At 70.6% G+C, this 14,755-nt stretch carries 16 protein-coding genes; 5 read left to right on the top strand and 11 right to left on the bottom strand.

What is annotated here, in order from left to right; all coding sequences use genetic code 11:
- Positions 1-265: 265 nt before the first annotated feature.
- The 4 genes from E2C05_RS03685 (at position 266) to E2C05_RS03670 (ending at position 3,479) form a co-directional block, all read left to right on the top strand.
- Positions 266-718 (top strand): DoxX family protein, encoded by a 453-nt coding sequence (locus E2C05_RS03685; protein WP_133218252.1) that lies wholly within the window; start codon positions 266-268, stop codon positions 716-718.
- Positions 719-874: 156 nt separating this feature from the next.
- Entirely contained in the window at positions 875-1,735 is an 861-nt protein-coding gene (kdsA, locus tag E2C05_RS03680) for a 3-deoxy-8-phosphooctulonate synthase (RefSeq protein WP_133218251.1), read from the top strand.
- On the top strand, positions 1,732-2,472 hold the full coding sequence (locus E2C05_RS03675) for a 3-deoxy-manno-octulosonate cytidylyltransferase (protein ID WP_133218250.1): 741 nt from the start codon (positions 1,732-1,734) through the stop codon (positions 2,470-2,472). Before kdsA ends, E2C05_RS03675 begins: the two co-directional genes overlap by 4 nt.
- Positions 2,469-3,479, top strand: a complete 1,011-nt coding sequence (locus E2C05_RS03670) for a KpsF/GutQ family sugar-phosphate isomerase (protein ID WP_133218249.1) — start codon at positions 2,469-2,471, stop codon at positions 3,477-3,479. Before E2C05_RS03675 ends, E2C05_RS03670 begins: the two co-directional genes overlap by 4 nt.
- Before the next feature lie 147 nt (positions 3,480-3,626).
- Here E2C05_RS03670 and E2C05_RS03665 read toward each other — a convergent pair whose 3' ends face one another.
- From E2C05_RS03665 to E2C05_RS03615, 11 genes are all read right to left on the bottom strand, one after another.
- Positions 3,627-4,484: a glycosyltransferase family 2 protein gene (locus E2C05_RS03665; protein WP_158291926.1), complete on the bottom strand. Its 858-nt coding sequence runs from the start codon at positions 4,482-4,484 to the stop codon at positions 3,627-3,629.
- A 381-nt stretch (positions 4,485-4,865) separates the two neighbouring features.
- A complete protein-coding gene (locus tag E2C05_RS03660) occupies positions 4,866-6,008 on the bottom strand; it encodes a polysaccharide pyruvyl transferase family protein (protein ID WP_158291925.1) in 1,143 nt (380 codons plus the stop codon).
- Positions 6,009-6,223: 215 nt separating this feature from the next.
- Entirely contained in the window at positions 6,224-6,829 is a 606-nt protein-coding gene (locus E2C05_RS03655; protein WP_158291924.1) for an acyloxyacyl hydrolase, read from the bottom strand.
- Between the two features lie 101 nt (positions 6,830-6,930).
- Positions 6,931-7,302 carry a HesB/IscA family protein gene (locus tag E2C05_RS03650; protein ID WP_133218245.1) on the bottom strand — a complete coding sequence of 124 codons (372 nt, stop codon included), beginning with the start codon at positions 7,300-7,302 and terminating at the stop codon, positions 6,931-6,933.
- A 13-nt stretch (positions 7,303-7,315) separates the two neighbouring features.
- A complete protein-coding gene (locus E2C05_RS03645; protein ID WP_133218244.1) occupies positions 7,316-7,696 on the bottom strand; it encodes an SUF system Fe-S cluster assembly protein in 381 nt (126 codons plus the stop codon).
- Positions 7,689-8,153 (bottom strand): Fe-S cluster assembly sulfur transfer protein SufU, encoded by a 465-nt coding sequence (gene sufU, locus E2C05_RS03640; RefSeq protein WP_133218243.1) that lies wholly within the window; start codon positions 8,151-8,153, stop codon positions 7,689-7,691. The genes E2C05_RS03645 and sufU overlap by 8 nt, the downstream gene beginning before the upstream one ends.
- A 90-nt stretch (positions 8,154-8,243) precedes the next feature.
- Positions 8,244-9,473 (bottom strand): aminotransferase class V-fold PLP-dependent enzyme, encoded by a 1,230-nt coding sequence (locus tag E2C05_RS03635; protein WP_133218242.1) that lies wholly within the window; start codon positions 9,471-9,473, stop codon positions 8,244-8,246.
- Complete coding sequence (gene sufD, locus E2C05_RS03630) at positions 9,470-10,756, bottom strand: Fe-S cluster assembly protein SufD (protein WP_133218241.1); 1,287 nt, start codon at positions 10,754-10,756, stop codon at positions 9,470-9,472. The genes E2C05_RS03635 and sufD overlap by 4 nt, the downstream gene beginning before the upstream one ends.
- Positions 10,753-11,499 (bottom strand): Fe-S cluster assembly ATPase SufC, encoded by a 747-nt coding sequence (sufC, locus tag E2C05_RS03625; protein WP_133218240.1) that lies wholly within the window; start codon positions 11,497-11,499, stop codon positions 10,753-10,755. The genes sufD and sufC overlap by 4 nt, the downstream gene beginning before the upstream one ends.
- A 118-nt stretch (positions 11,500-11,617) precedes the next feature.
- Positions 11,618-13,117, bottom strand: a complete 1,500-nt coding sequence (sufB, locus tag E2C05_RS03620; RefSeq protein WP_133218239.1) for a Fe-S cluster assembly protein SufB — start codon at positions 13,115-13,117, stop codon at positions 11,618-11,620.
- Between the two features lie 9 nt (positions 13,118-13,126).
- Positions 13,127-13,597: an SUF system Fe-S cluster assembly regulator gene (locus E2C05_RS03615; protein WP_133218238.1), complete on the bottom strand. Its 471-nt coding sequence runs from the start codon at positions 13,595-13,597 to the stop codon at positions 13,127-13,129.
- A 171-nt stretch (positions 13,598-13,768) separates the two neighbouring features.
- Here E2C05_RS03615 and E2C05_RS03610 point away from each other — a divergent pair, with 171 nt between their 5' ends.
- Positions 13,769-14,659 carry an alpha/beta fold hydrolase gene (locus E2C05_RS03610; RefSeq protein WP_133218237.1) on the top strand — a complete coding sequence of 297 codons (891 nt, stop codon included), beginning with the start codon at positions 13,769-13,771 and terminating at the stop codon, positions 14,657-14,659.
- The last annotated feature ends 96 nt before the right edge of the window (positions 14,660-14,755 follow it).

Raw genomic sequence — 14,755 nt, 5'->3', positions numbered from 1 at the left:
GGCATGGCCGGCCGCGGTGGCCCGCGTGGCCCCCGGGGCGGGATCCGGGCGGCGGGTATCGGGCGGCGAGTCGCGGCGGGGGTTCGCCCGCCGCTGACATTCCCTTGCCCCAGGCAGGCCGGATGCACGGCGGGACGGTCCGGTACGCTTCGGCCAGGCTTCGAGGCGGCGGGCCGCACCGCCTCGACGGGCGGATATCCGGTGGAGTCCCGTCGCTGCGCGATCCGCTCTAGGCTGCGGCAGCCCATCCAGACCGGAGTGCCGCATGCCGTCCGACCTCGCCGCCCGCCCCGCCGCCGCGCCCGCCACGCAGGACCTCGGCCTGCTGCTCGCGCGGGTGATGCTCGTCGCGCTGTTCCTGGTCTCCGGCTGGATGAAGCTGTCGAATCCGGGCCGCACGGCGGGCTACCTCGGCAGCCTCGGCCTGCCGATGCCCGGCATCCTGGTCTGGCTGGTGATCGCCACGGAGCTGCTGCTGCCGCTGCTCCTGCTCCTCGGCGTCCGCGCCCGCTGGGTGGCCCTCGCGCTGGCCGGCTTCACGGTGCTGACGGCGTTGTCCGGGCACCGCTTCTGGGAGTTCGACGCGGCCACCCAGGCACAGCAGTTCAACGGTCAGATGACGCAGTTCCTGAAGAACCTGGGCATCGCTGGCGGCTTCCTGGTGCTCGGCCTGGTCGGGCCAGGCCGCTTCTCCCTGGACGCCCGGCGGCACGGCTGACGCTGCCGCGGCCTTGCCGGCCCGGGCGCGCGGGCTTTCGCCGGCCGCCGCCATACCCTACATGCAGCGCCCAGGGCTCGGCGGGCCAGCGCCCGACCCGGGCCGGCAACCGGAAGGCGGTGGCGGGCTCCGCGCGGGGCCCGGCGCCGGCAGCACATGTCGAACATCGAGTCCCCCTCGCCCGTCGTCACGCTCGGCCAGGTGCGCTTCGCCAATGACGCGCCCCTGGCGCTGATCGCCGGACCCTGCCAGATGGAAAGCCGCGCGCATGCGCTGGAGATGGCGGAGGCGCTGCGCGGCATCGCCACCCGGCTCGGCATCGGCCTGGTGTTCAAGGCGTCCTACGACAAGGCGAACCGCACCAGCCTGGCCGGCGCCCGCGGGATCGGCATGGCCAAGGCGCTGGAGGTCTTCGCCGAGGTGAAGGACCGCTTCGGCCTGCCGGTGCTGACCGATGTCCACGAGACCGGGCAATGCGCCCCGGTCGCCGAGGTGGCGGATGTGCTGCAGATCCCCGCCTTCCTCTGCCGCCAGACGGACCTGCTGGTCGCCGCCGCCGTCACCGGCCGGGTGGTGAACATCAAGAAGGGCCAGTTCCTGGCGCCCTGGGACATGAAGAACGTGATCGCCAAGGTCACCGGATCCGGCAATCCCAACGTCCTGACGACCGAGCGCGGCACGAGCTTCGGCTACAACACCCTGGTGACCGACATGCGCGGCCTGCCGCAGATGGCGGCGATGGGCACGCCGGTGGTGTTCGACGCCACGCATTCGGTGCAGCAGCCGGGCGGCCTTGGCGGCGCCTCCGGCGGGCAGCGGGAATTCGTGCCGGTGCTGGCGCGCGCCGCCGTCGCGGTCGGCGTCGCCGGCCTGTTCATCGAAACGCATGAGGCGCCGGAGCGCGCCCCGTCCGACGGGCCGAACATGGTGCCGCTGCGCGACTTCCCGGCGCTGATCGAGGACCTGATGGCCTTCGACGCGGTGGCGAAGGCGCGCCGGATCGTGCTGCCCGCATGAACCCGCTGGTGCTGATTCCGGCCCGGCTGGCCGCCACGCGGCTGCCGGACAAGCCGCTGCTGGACATCCATGGCCTGCCGATGATCGTGCATGTCCTGAAGCGGGCGCAGGAAGCGGATGTGGGGCCGGTCGCGGTCGCCACCGACACGCCGGCGATCGCCGACGCCGTCCGCGACCATGGCGGGCTGGCGGTGATGACGGGCACGCATCACGCCTCCGGCTCCGACCGCATCCATGAGGCGCTGGGCAGGCTCGACCCCGATGGCCGGCACGACGTGCTGGTCAATGTCCAGGGCGACCTGCCGACCATCTCGCCGGGCGCCGTCCGCGCATCCCTGCAGCCGATGGCGGATGTCGAGGTCTCGCTGGCGACGCTGATCGCCGGGATCCGCGAAGAGGCCGACCGGACCGCCTCGCATGTGGTGAAGTTCATCGGCACCGCGCTGGGCGGCGGCCGGCACCGCGCACTGTACTTCACCCGCGCCACCGCGCCCTGGGGCGATGGCGTGCTGTGGCACCATATCGGCCTCTATGCCTGGCGCCGCACGGCGCTGGACCGCTTCGTCGCCCTGCCCCCCTCCCCGCTCGAGCAACGGGAGAAATTGGAGCAGCTGCGGGCGCTGGAGGCCGGCATGCGGATCGACGCGATGGAGGTGGCGGAGGTGCCGCTGGGCGTGGACACGCCCGCCGACCTGGAGAAGGCGCGGCGCATGCTGGCGCCGGGCGCGGCGGCATGAGCCCGGCCTCCGCGGCGGCGCTGCGCCAGGCGCCGGCCGATGCGGCGGCGATCCGCGCCGCCGGGCTGCGGACCATCGCCATCGAGGCCGCCGGCCTCGGCGCCCTGCAGGCGGCGCTGGAGGGCGCGCTGGGCGAGGCCTTCATCCGCGCCGTCGAGACCATCCACGCCGCCCGCGGCCGCCTGGTGGTGACCGGCATGGGCAAGAGCGGCCATGTGGGCGGCAAGATCACCGCGACGCTGGCCAGCACCGGCACGCCCTGCTTCTTCCTGCACCCGGCCGAGGCCAGCCATGGCGACCTTGGCATGGTCACCTCCGGCGATGTCATCCTGGCGCTGTCCTGGTCCGGCGAGACGGCGGAGCTGCGCGACATCATCCACTACTCGCGCCGCCACCAGGTGCCGCTGATCGCCATGACCAGCGGCGCGGCCAGCGCCCTGGGCCGCGCCGCCGATGTCGCGCTGATCCTGCCCAAGGTCGAGGAAGCCTGCCCGCACGGGCTGGCGCCGACCAGCTCCACCACGCTGCAGCTCGCGTTGGGCGACGCCATCGCCGTGGCGCTGCTGGAAAAGCGCGGCTTCACCCCGGCGCTGTTCCACCAGTTCCATCCCGGCGGCAAGCTGGGCGCGCAGCTGCTGACGGTGGGCGACCTGATGAAGCACGCGCCGGACCTGCCGCTGGTGCGGCCGGGGGACGCCATGGGCGCGGTCATCGTGGCGATGACCGGTCACAACCTGGGCTGCGCCATCGTCGTCGACGACTCCGGCGCGCTGGCCGGCATCATCACCGATGGCGACCTGCGGCGGCATATGGGCCCGGACATCATGGCCCGCCATGCCGCCGACATCATGACCCGCGCGCCGCGCAGCGTGGCGCCGGCGATGCTGGCCAGCGCCGCGCTGGCGCTGATGAACGAGCGCAAGATCTCCGTGCTGATCGCGGTGGAGGACGACCGGCCGGTCGGCGCGCTGCACATGCACGCCCTGCTGGCCGCCGGCGTCGCCTAGGACGGCTTCGGTTCGCCACGGCGCACGGCAACCGCCCTGGTCACTTGAGTGGACGCGCATCGTCACCCGCGCAGGTGATGCCGCCTGAGCGGGATCTGCTCGGGCGCCGAAGGCCGGCCTGCCCGCCAGCCCCCGGGGCGGGCGTGGTCAGATCAGGTCCGGGGCGAACCAGTCCGGCAGGGTGAGCAGCACCTGCGGGCGCACATCCTGCGGCAGGCGATGCATCCCCTGTTCGATCCAGCCGCGCTGCCGCATCGCCGCCACCTCGCCTTCGAAGGCGAAGTCGGCGCCGGCTTCCACCGGCCAGCGATCGAACTCCAGGTAGTTCTTCAGGAACTGCGCATAATCCGCCTTGTGGTGGCTCCGCGCATTCGGGTCCAGCCATTCGACGGCCCGCGTCGTCCGCAGCCGCTGCAGGCATTCGCCGAGGTCGATCCAACGGAGATGCAGCAGGTAGAGGCCGCCGAAATCCGGCGCCGCGGTGCTGCCATGGAAGCCGCCGGTCCAGCGGATGGGCCGGCGGGTCACCAGCGTCTTGCACATGGGGGAGACGAACTGAACGTGCCGGCGCTGCCGCAGGATGGGCTGCGTCGCGTCGAAGGGATCCTCGGCGCCCAGCTTCTGCACCAGGTTGAGCCCGAGCGCCGTCACCGCATCCCGCCGGTCCTCTGCCAGGAATTCCGCCAGGCTGGCATGCCGCCGCGGGTCGGCCAGCAGCAACTCGTCCGCATCGGTGCAGATCACCGCGTCGAAATTGCGCAGCAGCGCCTGGGTCATGTCGGCGACGAAGTTGGCCCGCTTCCAGTCGTCGAAGCGGGACCGCGGCAGGCGCAGCACCGAGGTGTCCGGGCGCAGCGCCGCGATCGACCCGTCGGTGCTGCCGTCGTCCAGCACCAGCCGCGTCGCGCCGGGCAGCTGCCGGGCATAGTGCCTCTCCCAGATCGGCAGGTTGAAGGCCTCGTTGAAGACATTGGTGAGGACGCAGATGCGCGGCGGGGCGGCCATGGCGGCTCCTGGGAAGAATGCGGGCGCGCGCCCGGCGGGAAAGGCGCGGCCGGGGGGAACATCCCGGCCGCCGGGACTGCCTTGCGCATTCACCGGAACACGCGGGCCGCCCCTGCTCATTGATCGTGTCGCGGCGGCAGGTGGCGCGGCGGTCCGGCCGCGCCGCGATCCGCCCTAGAGCGGCTGGCGCGTTCTTCTGAACGTGCAAGCCGCTCCATCCTATTGATTGCAGAGCGGGGTCTCGCGTCCGGGCGTTCACGCCCTCCCGCGATCCGCTCTGGAGCGGTTTCCGTGCGCCATGGCTCACGGCACCCGCTCTCGTCTTTTGAATCTACGAGCATCGTCACCCGACCAGGTGATTCCACCTGATCGGGATCTGCCCTAGCTGCCGATGATGCGGCCCAGCCAGGCGGAAGGCGCCAGCGCGTTGGACTGCAGGAACCCGTCCATGGTGCGCGCCATCGCCCGGCGATGCGCGTCGAAAGCCTCGCCGTCGAAGACGAAGCGCGACCTCAGCTCCTCCAGCGTGGTGCCCCTGATGACCTCCCCGGCCATGATGAAGGGCACGCCCATCGTCTCGCACAGCTCGCGCGTGCGGCTGTCATGCGCGATGCACAGGCCGGGCGTGCCGGCCTGCAGGGCGAGCACGATGCCATGGATGCGCGTGCCGGCGACGAAATCCACGCCGCGCAGATGCTCCATCCACTCGGAGATGTTGAAGAAGGCGCGGGCATGCCGGCGCGACCAGCGCTTGAACTCGTCCAGCGTCGTCCCCGGCCGCGCATAGTCGCGCAGCTCGACCAGATCCTCCTCGGGCAGGCTGTCCGCCTCGCCGCGCGCCAGAGCCACCATCTCGATCGGGCTCTGCACGATGTAGGATCCGCCGGACTCGTCCAGGATCCGCGTCAGCGAGGCTTCCAGCGCGGAAAGCTGCCGCCACTTCTGGTGCCCGGCGGCCATCGCCACATGCGCGAAGGGCTTCGCCGCCTTCGCCGCGATGCGCCGGCCGAGCATGGGATCCGGGTTGAGGAAGAGCGTCGGGCAGCCGGTGACCACGGCGCGGTCGCCCAGGCCGCATTGCTCCAGCACCTTCAGCGTGAAGGGGCCCCGCAGGCCGATATTCGGCGCGCCGCGCGGCGACCGCTTGGCGATCTCCTCGATCCAGCGGCGGGTACCCTCCGGCACCTCCGGCAGGGCGTAGTCGGCGCCGCCCTGGGCGCCCATGCCGACCGCGACCAGCGGGATGCGCAGCGTGGCGAAGCGGTCCGCCAGCCGGCCGTAATCGGCATGCGGGCCGATCTGGTTGGCGCAGGGCATCACGCCCAGCCGCGCCATGGCATTCATCCTCTCGGGATCCACATGCCATTCCAGCGAGTCCTGGGGGCCGCCCAGGATCTTCGTCATCGCATAGTGGAAGGCCAGGTTGCCGACATTGTGGCCGACCGCGTCATAGGCCGCCTTGGTGCCGAGATGGCAGACGCCATCAACGGAATCCTGGATGCCGAGAATGAAGGTGCTGGACAAAGGCATTCTCCCGGAACGGGCTGTCCCCCGCCATCCTGCGCGGGGTGGTGCTCGCTGTGGCCAGGAGAGGGCCGGCAAGGCCGACGGGACCGCATCGTCCCGTGCCTGCAGCATCGGCTTCGCCCTGGTCGAACCAGCATCCAGGGCGACGATGCCAACCGGCACTTGCCGGTTTCTGAACCCGCGCCGCGTGCCCGGCGCGGGGTTTCCCGGCGCTACAGCGCGTAGCCGAGCCGCAGGCCGAGGCTGTTCAGGCCCTGGTTGCGGCGCGCCGTGCCGCCATTCGAGTCATGGTCGACGAAGAAGGAGACGGACCAGTTCCGGTCCACCTGGTAGCCGATCTCCGCGCCGACATGGAACAGCAGGTTGCCGCCCAGGTCCTTGCGGTCCGCCAGGCGGGCATTGTGCTTGCCGTCGTTGAGCGACCCGCCGAACAGGAAGTCGAAGCGGATGCCGTCGCCGCGGCGGAGCACGTCGCGGGCGAGGAAGGTGGTCCAGGTGAGGCCGGCATAGCCCTTGCTGGTCTTACCGTCGGTGTTCGCATGGAAGCCAAGATGCGGCCGCGGCTCGAACACCCAGCGGTACAGCGGCGGCAGGCCGGCGGTCAGGCGCTCCGGCACCGGGGTGGCGAACAGCACTTCGCCATTCACCGCGAAGCTGTCTTCCTTCGCACCCGGATCATGCCAGATGGCGCCGCCGCGGATTTCGCTGAAGACGCCGGCGAGCCCCTGCCCGGCATAGATCCGTGGCCCGGTCGTCTGCGCCGCGGCCAGCCCAGGCAGCAGCCCCGCCGCCAGAATGGTCCATCCAACTGCCCGCACGCGCACCCCCCCTTTGGCCCCGACGCTGTCCGCGGCACGCTAGCCCGAGTCCGGCTGCATTGCCAGAACGCACCGGCGCAGGGGCTTGCGGCGCGTTGCGGTCAGACGTGGAAGCTTTCGCCGCAGCCGCACCGCCCCTTCTCGTTGGGGTTGACGAAGGTGAAGCCGGCGGACATCGCCTTGACCTCGTAGTCCATGACCGTGCCGATCAGGAAGAGGCTGGCCTTGCTGTCCACCAGCACGGTCACGCCCTTGTCGGTCACCTGCTCGTCGCCCTTCTGCGGCCCGTCCACCCAGGACAGGTCGTAGGACAGGCCGGAGCAGCCCTTGGTCTTCACCGCAATGCGCAGCAGCCGGCCGGCTTCCCCTGCGGCATAGAGGCCGCGCAGGCGCTCGGCCGCAGCATCGGTCAGCGCCATCAGCGGCGGCAGGGCCCGTTTCGGCCGGGCGGTCGGCGTCGTGGTCGTGCTCATGTCTCGGCCCCCGTCAGTACATGTTGAGCGCGAGGCGGGCATCCTCGCTCATCCGCCCCTGGTCCCAGGGCGGGTCCCAGACCACCTCGACCTCCACATCGGTCACGCCCGGGACCATGCGCACCGCCTCCTCCACCTGGCTCGGCAGCTCCTGGGCCGAGGGGCAGGAGGGCGTGGTGAGCGTCATCTCGACCTTCACCTTGCCGGCGTCGTCCAGCTCGATGGCGTAGATCAGGCCGAGCTCGTAGATGTCGACCGGGATCTCCGGGTCGAACACCGTCTTCAGCATGGTGATGACGGTATCCTCGTCCACTTTCGCGGCGGGCGGCGGCACCTCGCCCTCCGGCGTCCAGGCACCATGGGTCTGGGGCGTCGTGGTGGCGTCCTCACTCACTGCTCGCCTCCTTCGCCCCGTCGAGGGCGGCGTTCAAGGTGTGCCAGGCGAGCGTCGCGCATTTCACCCGGCTGGGGAATTCATGCACGCCCGACAGCGGCTGCAGCCGCTCCATCTCCTCCGACAGCGCCTCCCCGCAATCGGGGCAGGTGCCGGTCATAGCCAGCGCGCGGAACTGGTCGGAGAGCGCATGCGCCTGCTCCAGCGTCTTGCCCTTCACCGTTTCCGTCAGCAGGGACGCGCTGGCGGTGGAGATGGCGCAGCCGCGGCCCTGGAAGGCGGCATCGGCGATGGCGCCATCCGGCCCCAGCTTCACGAACAGCTCCAGCCGGTCGCCGCACATCGGGTTGTCGCCGCGCGCGGTGCGGTCGGCATCCTCCAGCCGGCGGAAATTCCGCGGCTTGCGGCCATGGTCCAGGATCACTTCCTGGTAGAGGTCGCGCAGGTCGTCGAACATCAGCACTCCTCCGGCGGCCAGTCACCCGCCGTCATGTCCAGGACGTCCAGTCCGCGGCCCCCGGCGATCCGGCCCGCCGCCGATCGGACGTCATGCGAAGAACTCCCGGGCCTTGGTCAGGGCCTCGGCGAGGTAGTCGATCTCGCCCTCGGTCGTGTAGAGGCCGAAGCTGGCGCGCACGGTGCCACCCTCCACGCCGAAGCGCGCATGCAGCGGCTCCGCGCAGTGGCGGCCGGCGCGGACCGCGATGCCGGCGCGGTCCAGCAGGGTCGCCAGGTCATGCGGATGGGCGTTGTCGAGCGAGAAGGCGAAGACCCCGCCGCGGTCCTGCGCCCGGCCGAGCAGTCCCAGCCCCTCGATGTCCGACAGCCGCCGCATGGCATGGTCCACCAGCGCCCGCTCATGCGCCTCGACCGCCGCCATGCCGATGGCCGAGACATAGGCGACGGCGGCATGCAGCCCAACCGCCTCGACGATCGGCGGCGTCCCGGCCTCGAATTTCGCCGGCGGCGGGGCGAATTCCACCCGGTCCAGCGTGACCATGGAGATCATGTCGCCGCCCCCCAGGAAGGGCGGCATCCGCTCCTGGTGCTCCAGCCGCGCCCAGAGCACGCCGATGCCGGTCGGGCCGTAGAGCTTGTGGCCGGTGAAGACGTAGAAATCCGCGCCCAGCGCCTGCATGTCCACGCGCCGGTGCACCGCGGCCTGCGACCCGTCGAACAGAATCTTCGCGCCGGCCTCATGCGCCATGCGCACCAAGCGCTCGGCCGGCGTGACCGTGCCGAGCACGTTGGACATGTGGGTGATCGCCACCAGCCCGACCTTGCCGTCCGCCAGCTTGGCGGCGACGTCGTCCATGTCGAGCTCGCCGGCATCGGTCACGCGGGCGATGCGCAACTCGATCCCCCGCCCCTCGTCCCGCAGCATCTGCCAGGGAACGAGGTTGGCGTGGTGCTCCATCTCGCTGATCAGCACCGCCTGGCCCGGCTTCAGGACGCCGCGGCCCCAGCTATGCGCGACCAGGTTGATCGCCATGGTGCTGTTGCTGGTGAAGATCACCTCGCGCGGATCGGCCGCGTTAATGAAGCGCGCCACCGCGCCGCGCGCCGCCTCATAGGCCTCGGTCGCCGCTTCGCTCAGGAAGTAGGCGCCGCGATGGACGTTCGCGTAGCGCTCCTCCATGCAGCGGACCATGGCGTCGATCACCGCGCGCGGCTTCTGGGCGGAGGCGCCGCTGTCCAGGAAGACCAGCGGCTTGCCGCGCACCGTCTGGGACAGGATCGGGAAGTCGCGCCGGGCCCGCTCGACGTCGAAGCTCACGCCGCCTTCTCCCACCAGCCGGTGATGGCGGCGTCCAGCGCCGCGCGCGCCGCCTCGTCCTGCACGCCCTCCACTGCCTCCTTCAGGAAGGCCTCCACCAGCATGGCGCGGGCGCGCGGTTCCGGGATGCCGCGGGCCCGCAGGTAGAAAAGCTGCTCGGCATCGATCTCGCCGACCGTCGCGCCATGGCTGCACTTCACGTCGTCGGCATAGATCTCCAGCTGCGGCTTGCTGTCGATCTCGGCCTCGGGCGACAGCAGCAGCGCCTGGTTCATCTGGTAGCCATCGGTCCGCTGCGCGACCTGGTGGACATGGATCTTGCCCTGAAAGACGCCGCGCGACCGGCCCATCAGCACGGTCTTGTAGGTCTGCCGGCTGGCGCAGTCGGGCGCGGCATGGTCCAGCACCGTCGTGGTGTCGGCATGCTGGCCATCCCGCAGCAACTGGGCGCCGTTCATGTGGCAGGCAGCATTGGGCCCGGCGAGGACGGTGTGGATCTCGTTCCGCACCAGCCTGCCGCCGGCATTGAGCGTGAAATTGTCGTAGGTGCCGCCTTCGGCCACCCGAGCATAGGCCGTGGCAAGCTGGAAGGCGCGCGGCGCTTCCTGCTGCAGCCGCGCATGGGTCAGCGTCGCGCCCGCCGCCACCTCGACCTCATAGACCGGATTGTGCAGGTAACGCGCGCCCTCAGGCCCGGTCGCGGTCTCGATGATGGTCAGGCTGGCGCCCGCCCCAAGCCGGATCAGGTGACGCGGGTGGAAGGCCTCCGGCCGCTCGGACGCGGTACCGATCGAGACCAGGTCCAGCACGCCGCCGGCGGCGCCCGCCGGCACGGTGACGACCAGGCCGTCCTCGAACAGCATGGTGTTCAGCGCGGCCATGGGCTGCGCCTCGACCCGCGCCAGCGCCCCGAGCCGCCCGTCGAGGCCGGGCAGCGCCATGGCCAGGCTCTCGACCGCATAGGGCAGGCCGTCGAGCGCCGAGAGGTCCGGCCGGAAGCGGCCATCGACGAAGACCGCGCGCGCCGTGCCATGCGCCGGCGGCAGGTCCGGCGCGCTGTCCACCGCGGTCAGCGCCTCGTCGAAGCCGGCATCGGCGACCGGGCGCAGATCGGTGTATTTCCAGGCCTCGACGCGCCGCGTCGGGAAACCCTGGGTCCTGAAGGCCTCGGCCGCCTGGTCGCGCAACGCCGCGACGAAGGGCAGGCGCGCCCCGGGCAGCCGCATCCGCAGGCCTTCGTAGCGGTGCAGGAACCCCGCCGCGCCGGTGGGATGGGCGCTCATGCCGCGGCCTGGACCGAGGCATAGCCCTCGGCCTCCAGCTGCTTGGCCAGCTCCGGCCCGCCGGACTGCACGATGCGGCCGCCCATCAGCACATGCACGCGGTCCGGCACGATGTAGTCCAGCAGCCGCTGGTAGTGGGTGATGACCAGCGCCGAGAAGCCCGGGCCGCGCAGCGCATTCACGCCGTCCGAGACGATCTTCAGCGCATCGATGTCGAGGCCGCTGTCGGTCTCGTCCAGGATGGCGAGCTTGGGCTGCAGCAGCGCCATCTGCAGCACCTCGTTGCGCTTCTTCTCGCCGCCGGAGAAGCCGACATTCACGCCGCGCTTCAGCATGTCCTCGCCGATCTGCAGCGCCTTCAGCCGTTCCCGTGCCACCTTCAGGAACTGCATGGCGTCCAGCTCCGGCTCGCCGCGCGCCTTGCGCACAGCGTTCAGCGCGGTGCGCAGGAACAGCGCATTGCCGACGCCCGGCAGTTCGACGGGGTACTGGAAGGCGAGGAAAAGGCCGGAGGCCGCGCGCTCCTCCGGCTCCAGCGCCAGCAGGTCCTGGCCGGCGAAGGTCACGCTGCCGCCGGTGATCTCGTAGCCCTCGCGGCCCGAGAGGACGTAGGAGAGCGTGCTCTTGCCCGAGCCGTTCGGCCCCATGATGGCGTGCACCTCGCCGACGGGCACTTCCAGGTCGATCCCCTTGAGGATCTGCTTGCCCTCGACCTCGGCGGTCAGTCCTTCGATCTTCAGCATGACGCTATCCCTTGTCTCGCGTCGCCGGCCCCGGCCTCCGCGGCCCTCGCCGCTCCGGCCATCCGGCGCATGTCTGTCGGGCGCAGCCGGTCCGGCTGGCAGGTTCCGGCGGCGCGGCCTAGCCCACCGAGCCTTCGAGGCTGATCTGCAGCAGCTTCTGGGCTTCCACCGCGAATTCCATCGGCAGTTCCTTCAGCACCTCGCGGCAGAAGCCGTTGACAATCAGGCCGACCGCGTCCTCCTCGGACAGGCCGCGCTGGCGGCAATAGAAGAGCTGGTCCTCGGCGATGCGGCTGGTCGTCGCCTCATGCTCGGTCTTCGCCGTCATGCAGCGATTCTCGATATAGGGCACGGTATGGGCACCGCACTGGTCGCCGATCAGCAGGCTGTCGCACTGGGTGAAGTTGCGCGCATTGCTTGCCGTCGGCGCCACCCGCACCAAGCCGCGATAGGTGTTCTGCCCGCGCCCCGCGGAGATGCCCTTGGAGACGATGGTGCTGGTCGTCCGCTTGCCGACATGGATCATCTTGGTGCCGGTATCGGCCTGCTGGCGGTTGTTGGTGATGGCGACGCTATAGAACTCGCCCACCGAATCATCACCCAGCAGCACGCAGGACGGGTATTTCCAGGTGATGGCGGACCCGGTCTCCACCTGCGTCCAGCTCACCTTGGACCGCTTGCCGCGGCACTGGGCGCGCTTGGTGACGAAGTTGTAGATACCGCCCTTCCCCTCGGCATCGCCGGGATACCAGTTCTGCACCGTGCTGTACTTGATGCGGGCATCGTCCAACGCCACCAGCTCCACCACCGCGGCATGCAGCTGGTTCTCGTCCCGCATCGGGGCGGTGCAGCCCTCGAGGTAGGAGACGGTGCTGCCCTCGTCGGCGATGATCAGCGTGCGCTCGAACTGGCCCGTGCTCTTCGCATTGATGCGGAAATAGGTGCTCAGCTCCATCGGGCAGCGCACCCCCTTCGGGATGTAGACGAAGCTGCCATCGGTGAAGACCGCGCTGTTCAGCGCCGCGTAGAAATTGTCGCCCTGCGGCACCACAGTGCCGAGGTACTGCCGGACCAGGTCGGGGTATTTCTCCACCGCCTCGCTGATCGCGCAGAAGATGATGCCTTCCTTGCCCAGCCGCTCCTTGTAGGAGGTGGCGACGGAGACGCTGTCGAACACCGCATCCACCGCGATCGGCATGCGGCCGCCCTCGGCCGGCACGTCGCCGGCGCCCTCGACCCCGGCCAGAATTGCCTGCTCCTTCAGCGGGATGCCCAGCTTGGCGTAGGTGCGCAGCAGTTCCGGGTCCACCTCATCCAGCGACTTCGGCTTCACCTTGTTGGCCGGGGCGGCGTAGTAGTAGGCATCCTGGTAGTCGATCGGCGGGTAGGTCACCGCCGGCCAGCGCGGCTCCTCCATCTTCTGCCAGATGGCGAAGGCCTTCAGCCGCCAGTCCAGCAGCCATTGCGGCTCGTTCTTCTTCTTCGAGATGAAGCGGACGATGTCCTCGTTCAGCCCCTTGGGGGCGAACTCCATCTCGATCTCCGTCTCGAAGCCCCATTTGTAGGTGCCCTCGGTGACGGACTGGACGGTGTCGATCGTCTCGGTGACGGCGGGCATCGGGTATCCCTATTCGGCAGGCAGGGTGGCGTAGCGGGCGGAGACCCGGGCAGCCGGGCAATGGGCGGGGCCGGCCAGGTCGGCGACCGTGATGCCGGACAGCGCGGCGCGGATGGCCTCGTTCACCGGGTCCCAGCGGCCGCGGACGGCGCAGATGCCCTCCGCCTCGCAGGACCCGGAGCCGCCATCGACGCAGGCGGTCAGGGCGATCGGGCCATCCACCGCGGTGATGACCTCGGCCAGGGGCACGGCCGGCAAGGGCCGGGTCAGCCGGTAGCCGCCACGGGCCCCGCGCACCCCCTCCACGAGGCCCGCCTGGCCCAGGATCTTCAGCACCTTGGCGACCGTCGGCTCGGCGATGCCGGTGGCCGCGGCCAGGCCCGGGGCCGTCTGCACCGGCCCGACCGGCCCGGCGCCATCCAGCGCCAGCCTGGCCAAGACCACGACGGCATAATCGGTCAGCTTCGACAGCCTGAGCACGGCATCCATCCTTCCGCCGCCGATAAATAGGACCTTTCTTGTCCTCTTTGAAGGGTTGGCGCGGGCGTGAAGCCATGCATTTCCGGCATGCATGTCCCGGGGGGGCGGGCTTCCGGGGCCCGCGGGCGGCGAGTAGCCTCCCCGCCGCAGGCTTCGGGGAAGGGCAACGCCATGCCGGTGGTGACGACGGATGACGGGGTGGATCTGCACTACGAGGAGGCGGGCAGTGGCACGCCCATCGTCTTCGTGCATGAATTCGCCGGCGACAGCCGAAGCTGGGAGCCGCAGATGCGCTTCTTCGCCCGGCGCTACCGCTGCATCGCCTTCAACGCCCGCGGCTACCCGCCCAGCGCGGTGCCGCATGACGGCGCCGCCTATTCGCAGGACCGGGCGACGGACGACATCGCCGCCGTCATCAAGGGGCTGGGGCTGGCGCCGGCGCATGTGGTCGGGCTGTCGATGGGCGCCTTCGCCACCCTGCATCTCGGCCTGCGGCACCCGGATCTGGCGCGCAGCCTGACCGCCGCCGGCGTGGGCTACGGCGCCGCCCCCGGCAAGCGCGACCAGTTCCGCGCCGAGGTGGATGCCACCGCCGCGAAGATCGCCGAGGAAGGCATGTGGAAGATGGCGCGGTCCTATGGCCGCGGCCCCACCCGCCTGGTCTTCGAGGAGAAGGATCCGCGCGGCTATGCCGAGTTCATGTCGCAGCTGGCCGAGCATGACACCGACGGCGCGGTGCTGACCATGCGCGGCGTGCAGCGGGAACGGCCCAGCCTGTTTGAGCTGGAGGCCGAGTTCCGGCAGATGAAGCTGCCCACCCTCGTCATCTGCGGCGACGAGGACGACCCGACGCTGGAGCCTGGCCTGTTCCTCAAGCGTACCATCGGCACCAGCGCGCTGCTGGTGATGCCGCGCTGCGGCCACACCATGAACATCGAGGACCCGGACGCCTTCAACCGCGCGGTGCTCGACTTCGTCACCTGGGTGGATGCGGGACGCTGGTGGGAGCGCAACCCGGAGACGCTCTCCGGCGCCATCATCGCCGGCAAGCAGAAGGGCTGACACGGTCCCATAGAGGGGGGCCTTGCCCCCCCCTCAAGCTCTCCCACCAGGCCGGAACCCGGCCTGGACCGGTCCGAGTCAGGCGCCGCTCGCAAT

Source organism: Paracraurococcus ruber, assembly GCF_004353985.1.
GTDB lineage: Bacteria > Pseudomonadota > Alphaproteobacteria > Acetobacterales > Acetobacteraceae > Paracraurococcus > Paracraurococcus ruber.
This window is presented reverse-complemented; position numbering and strand designations above follow the sequence as displayed.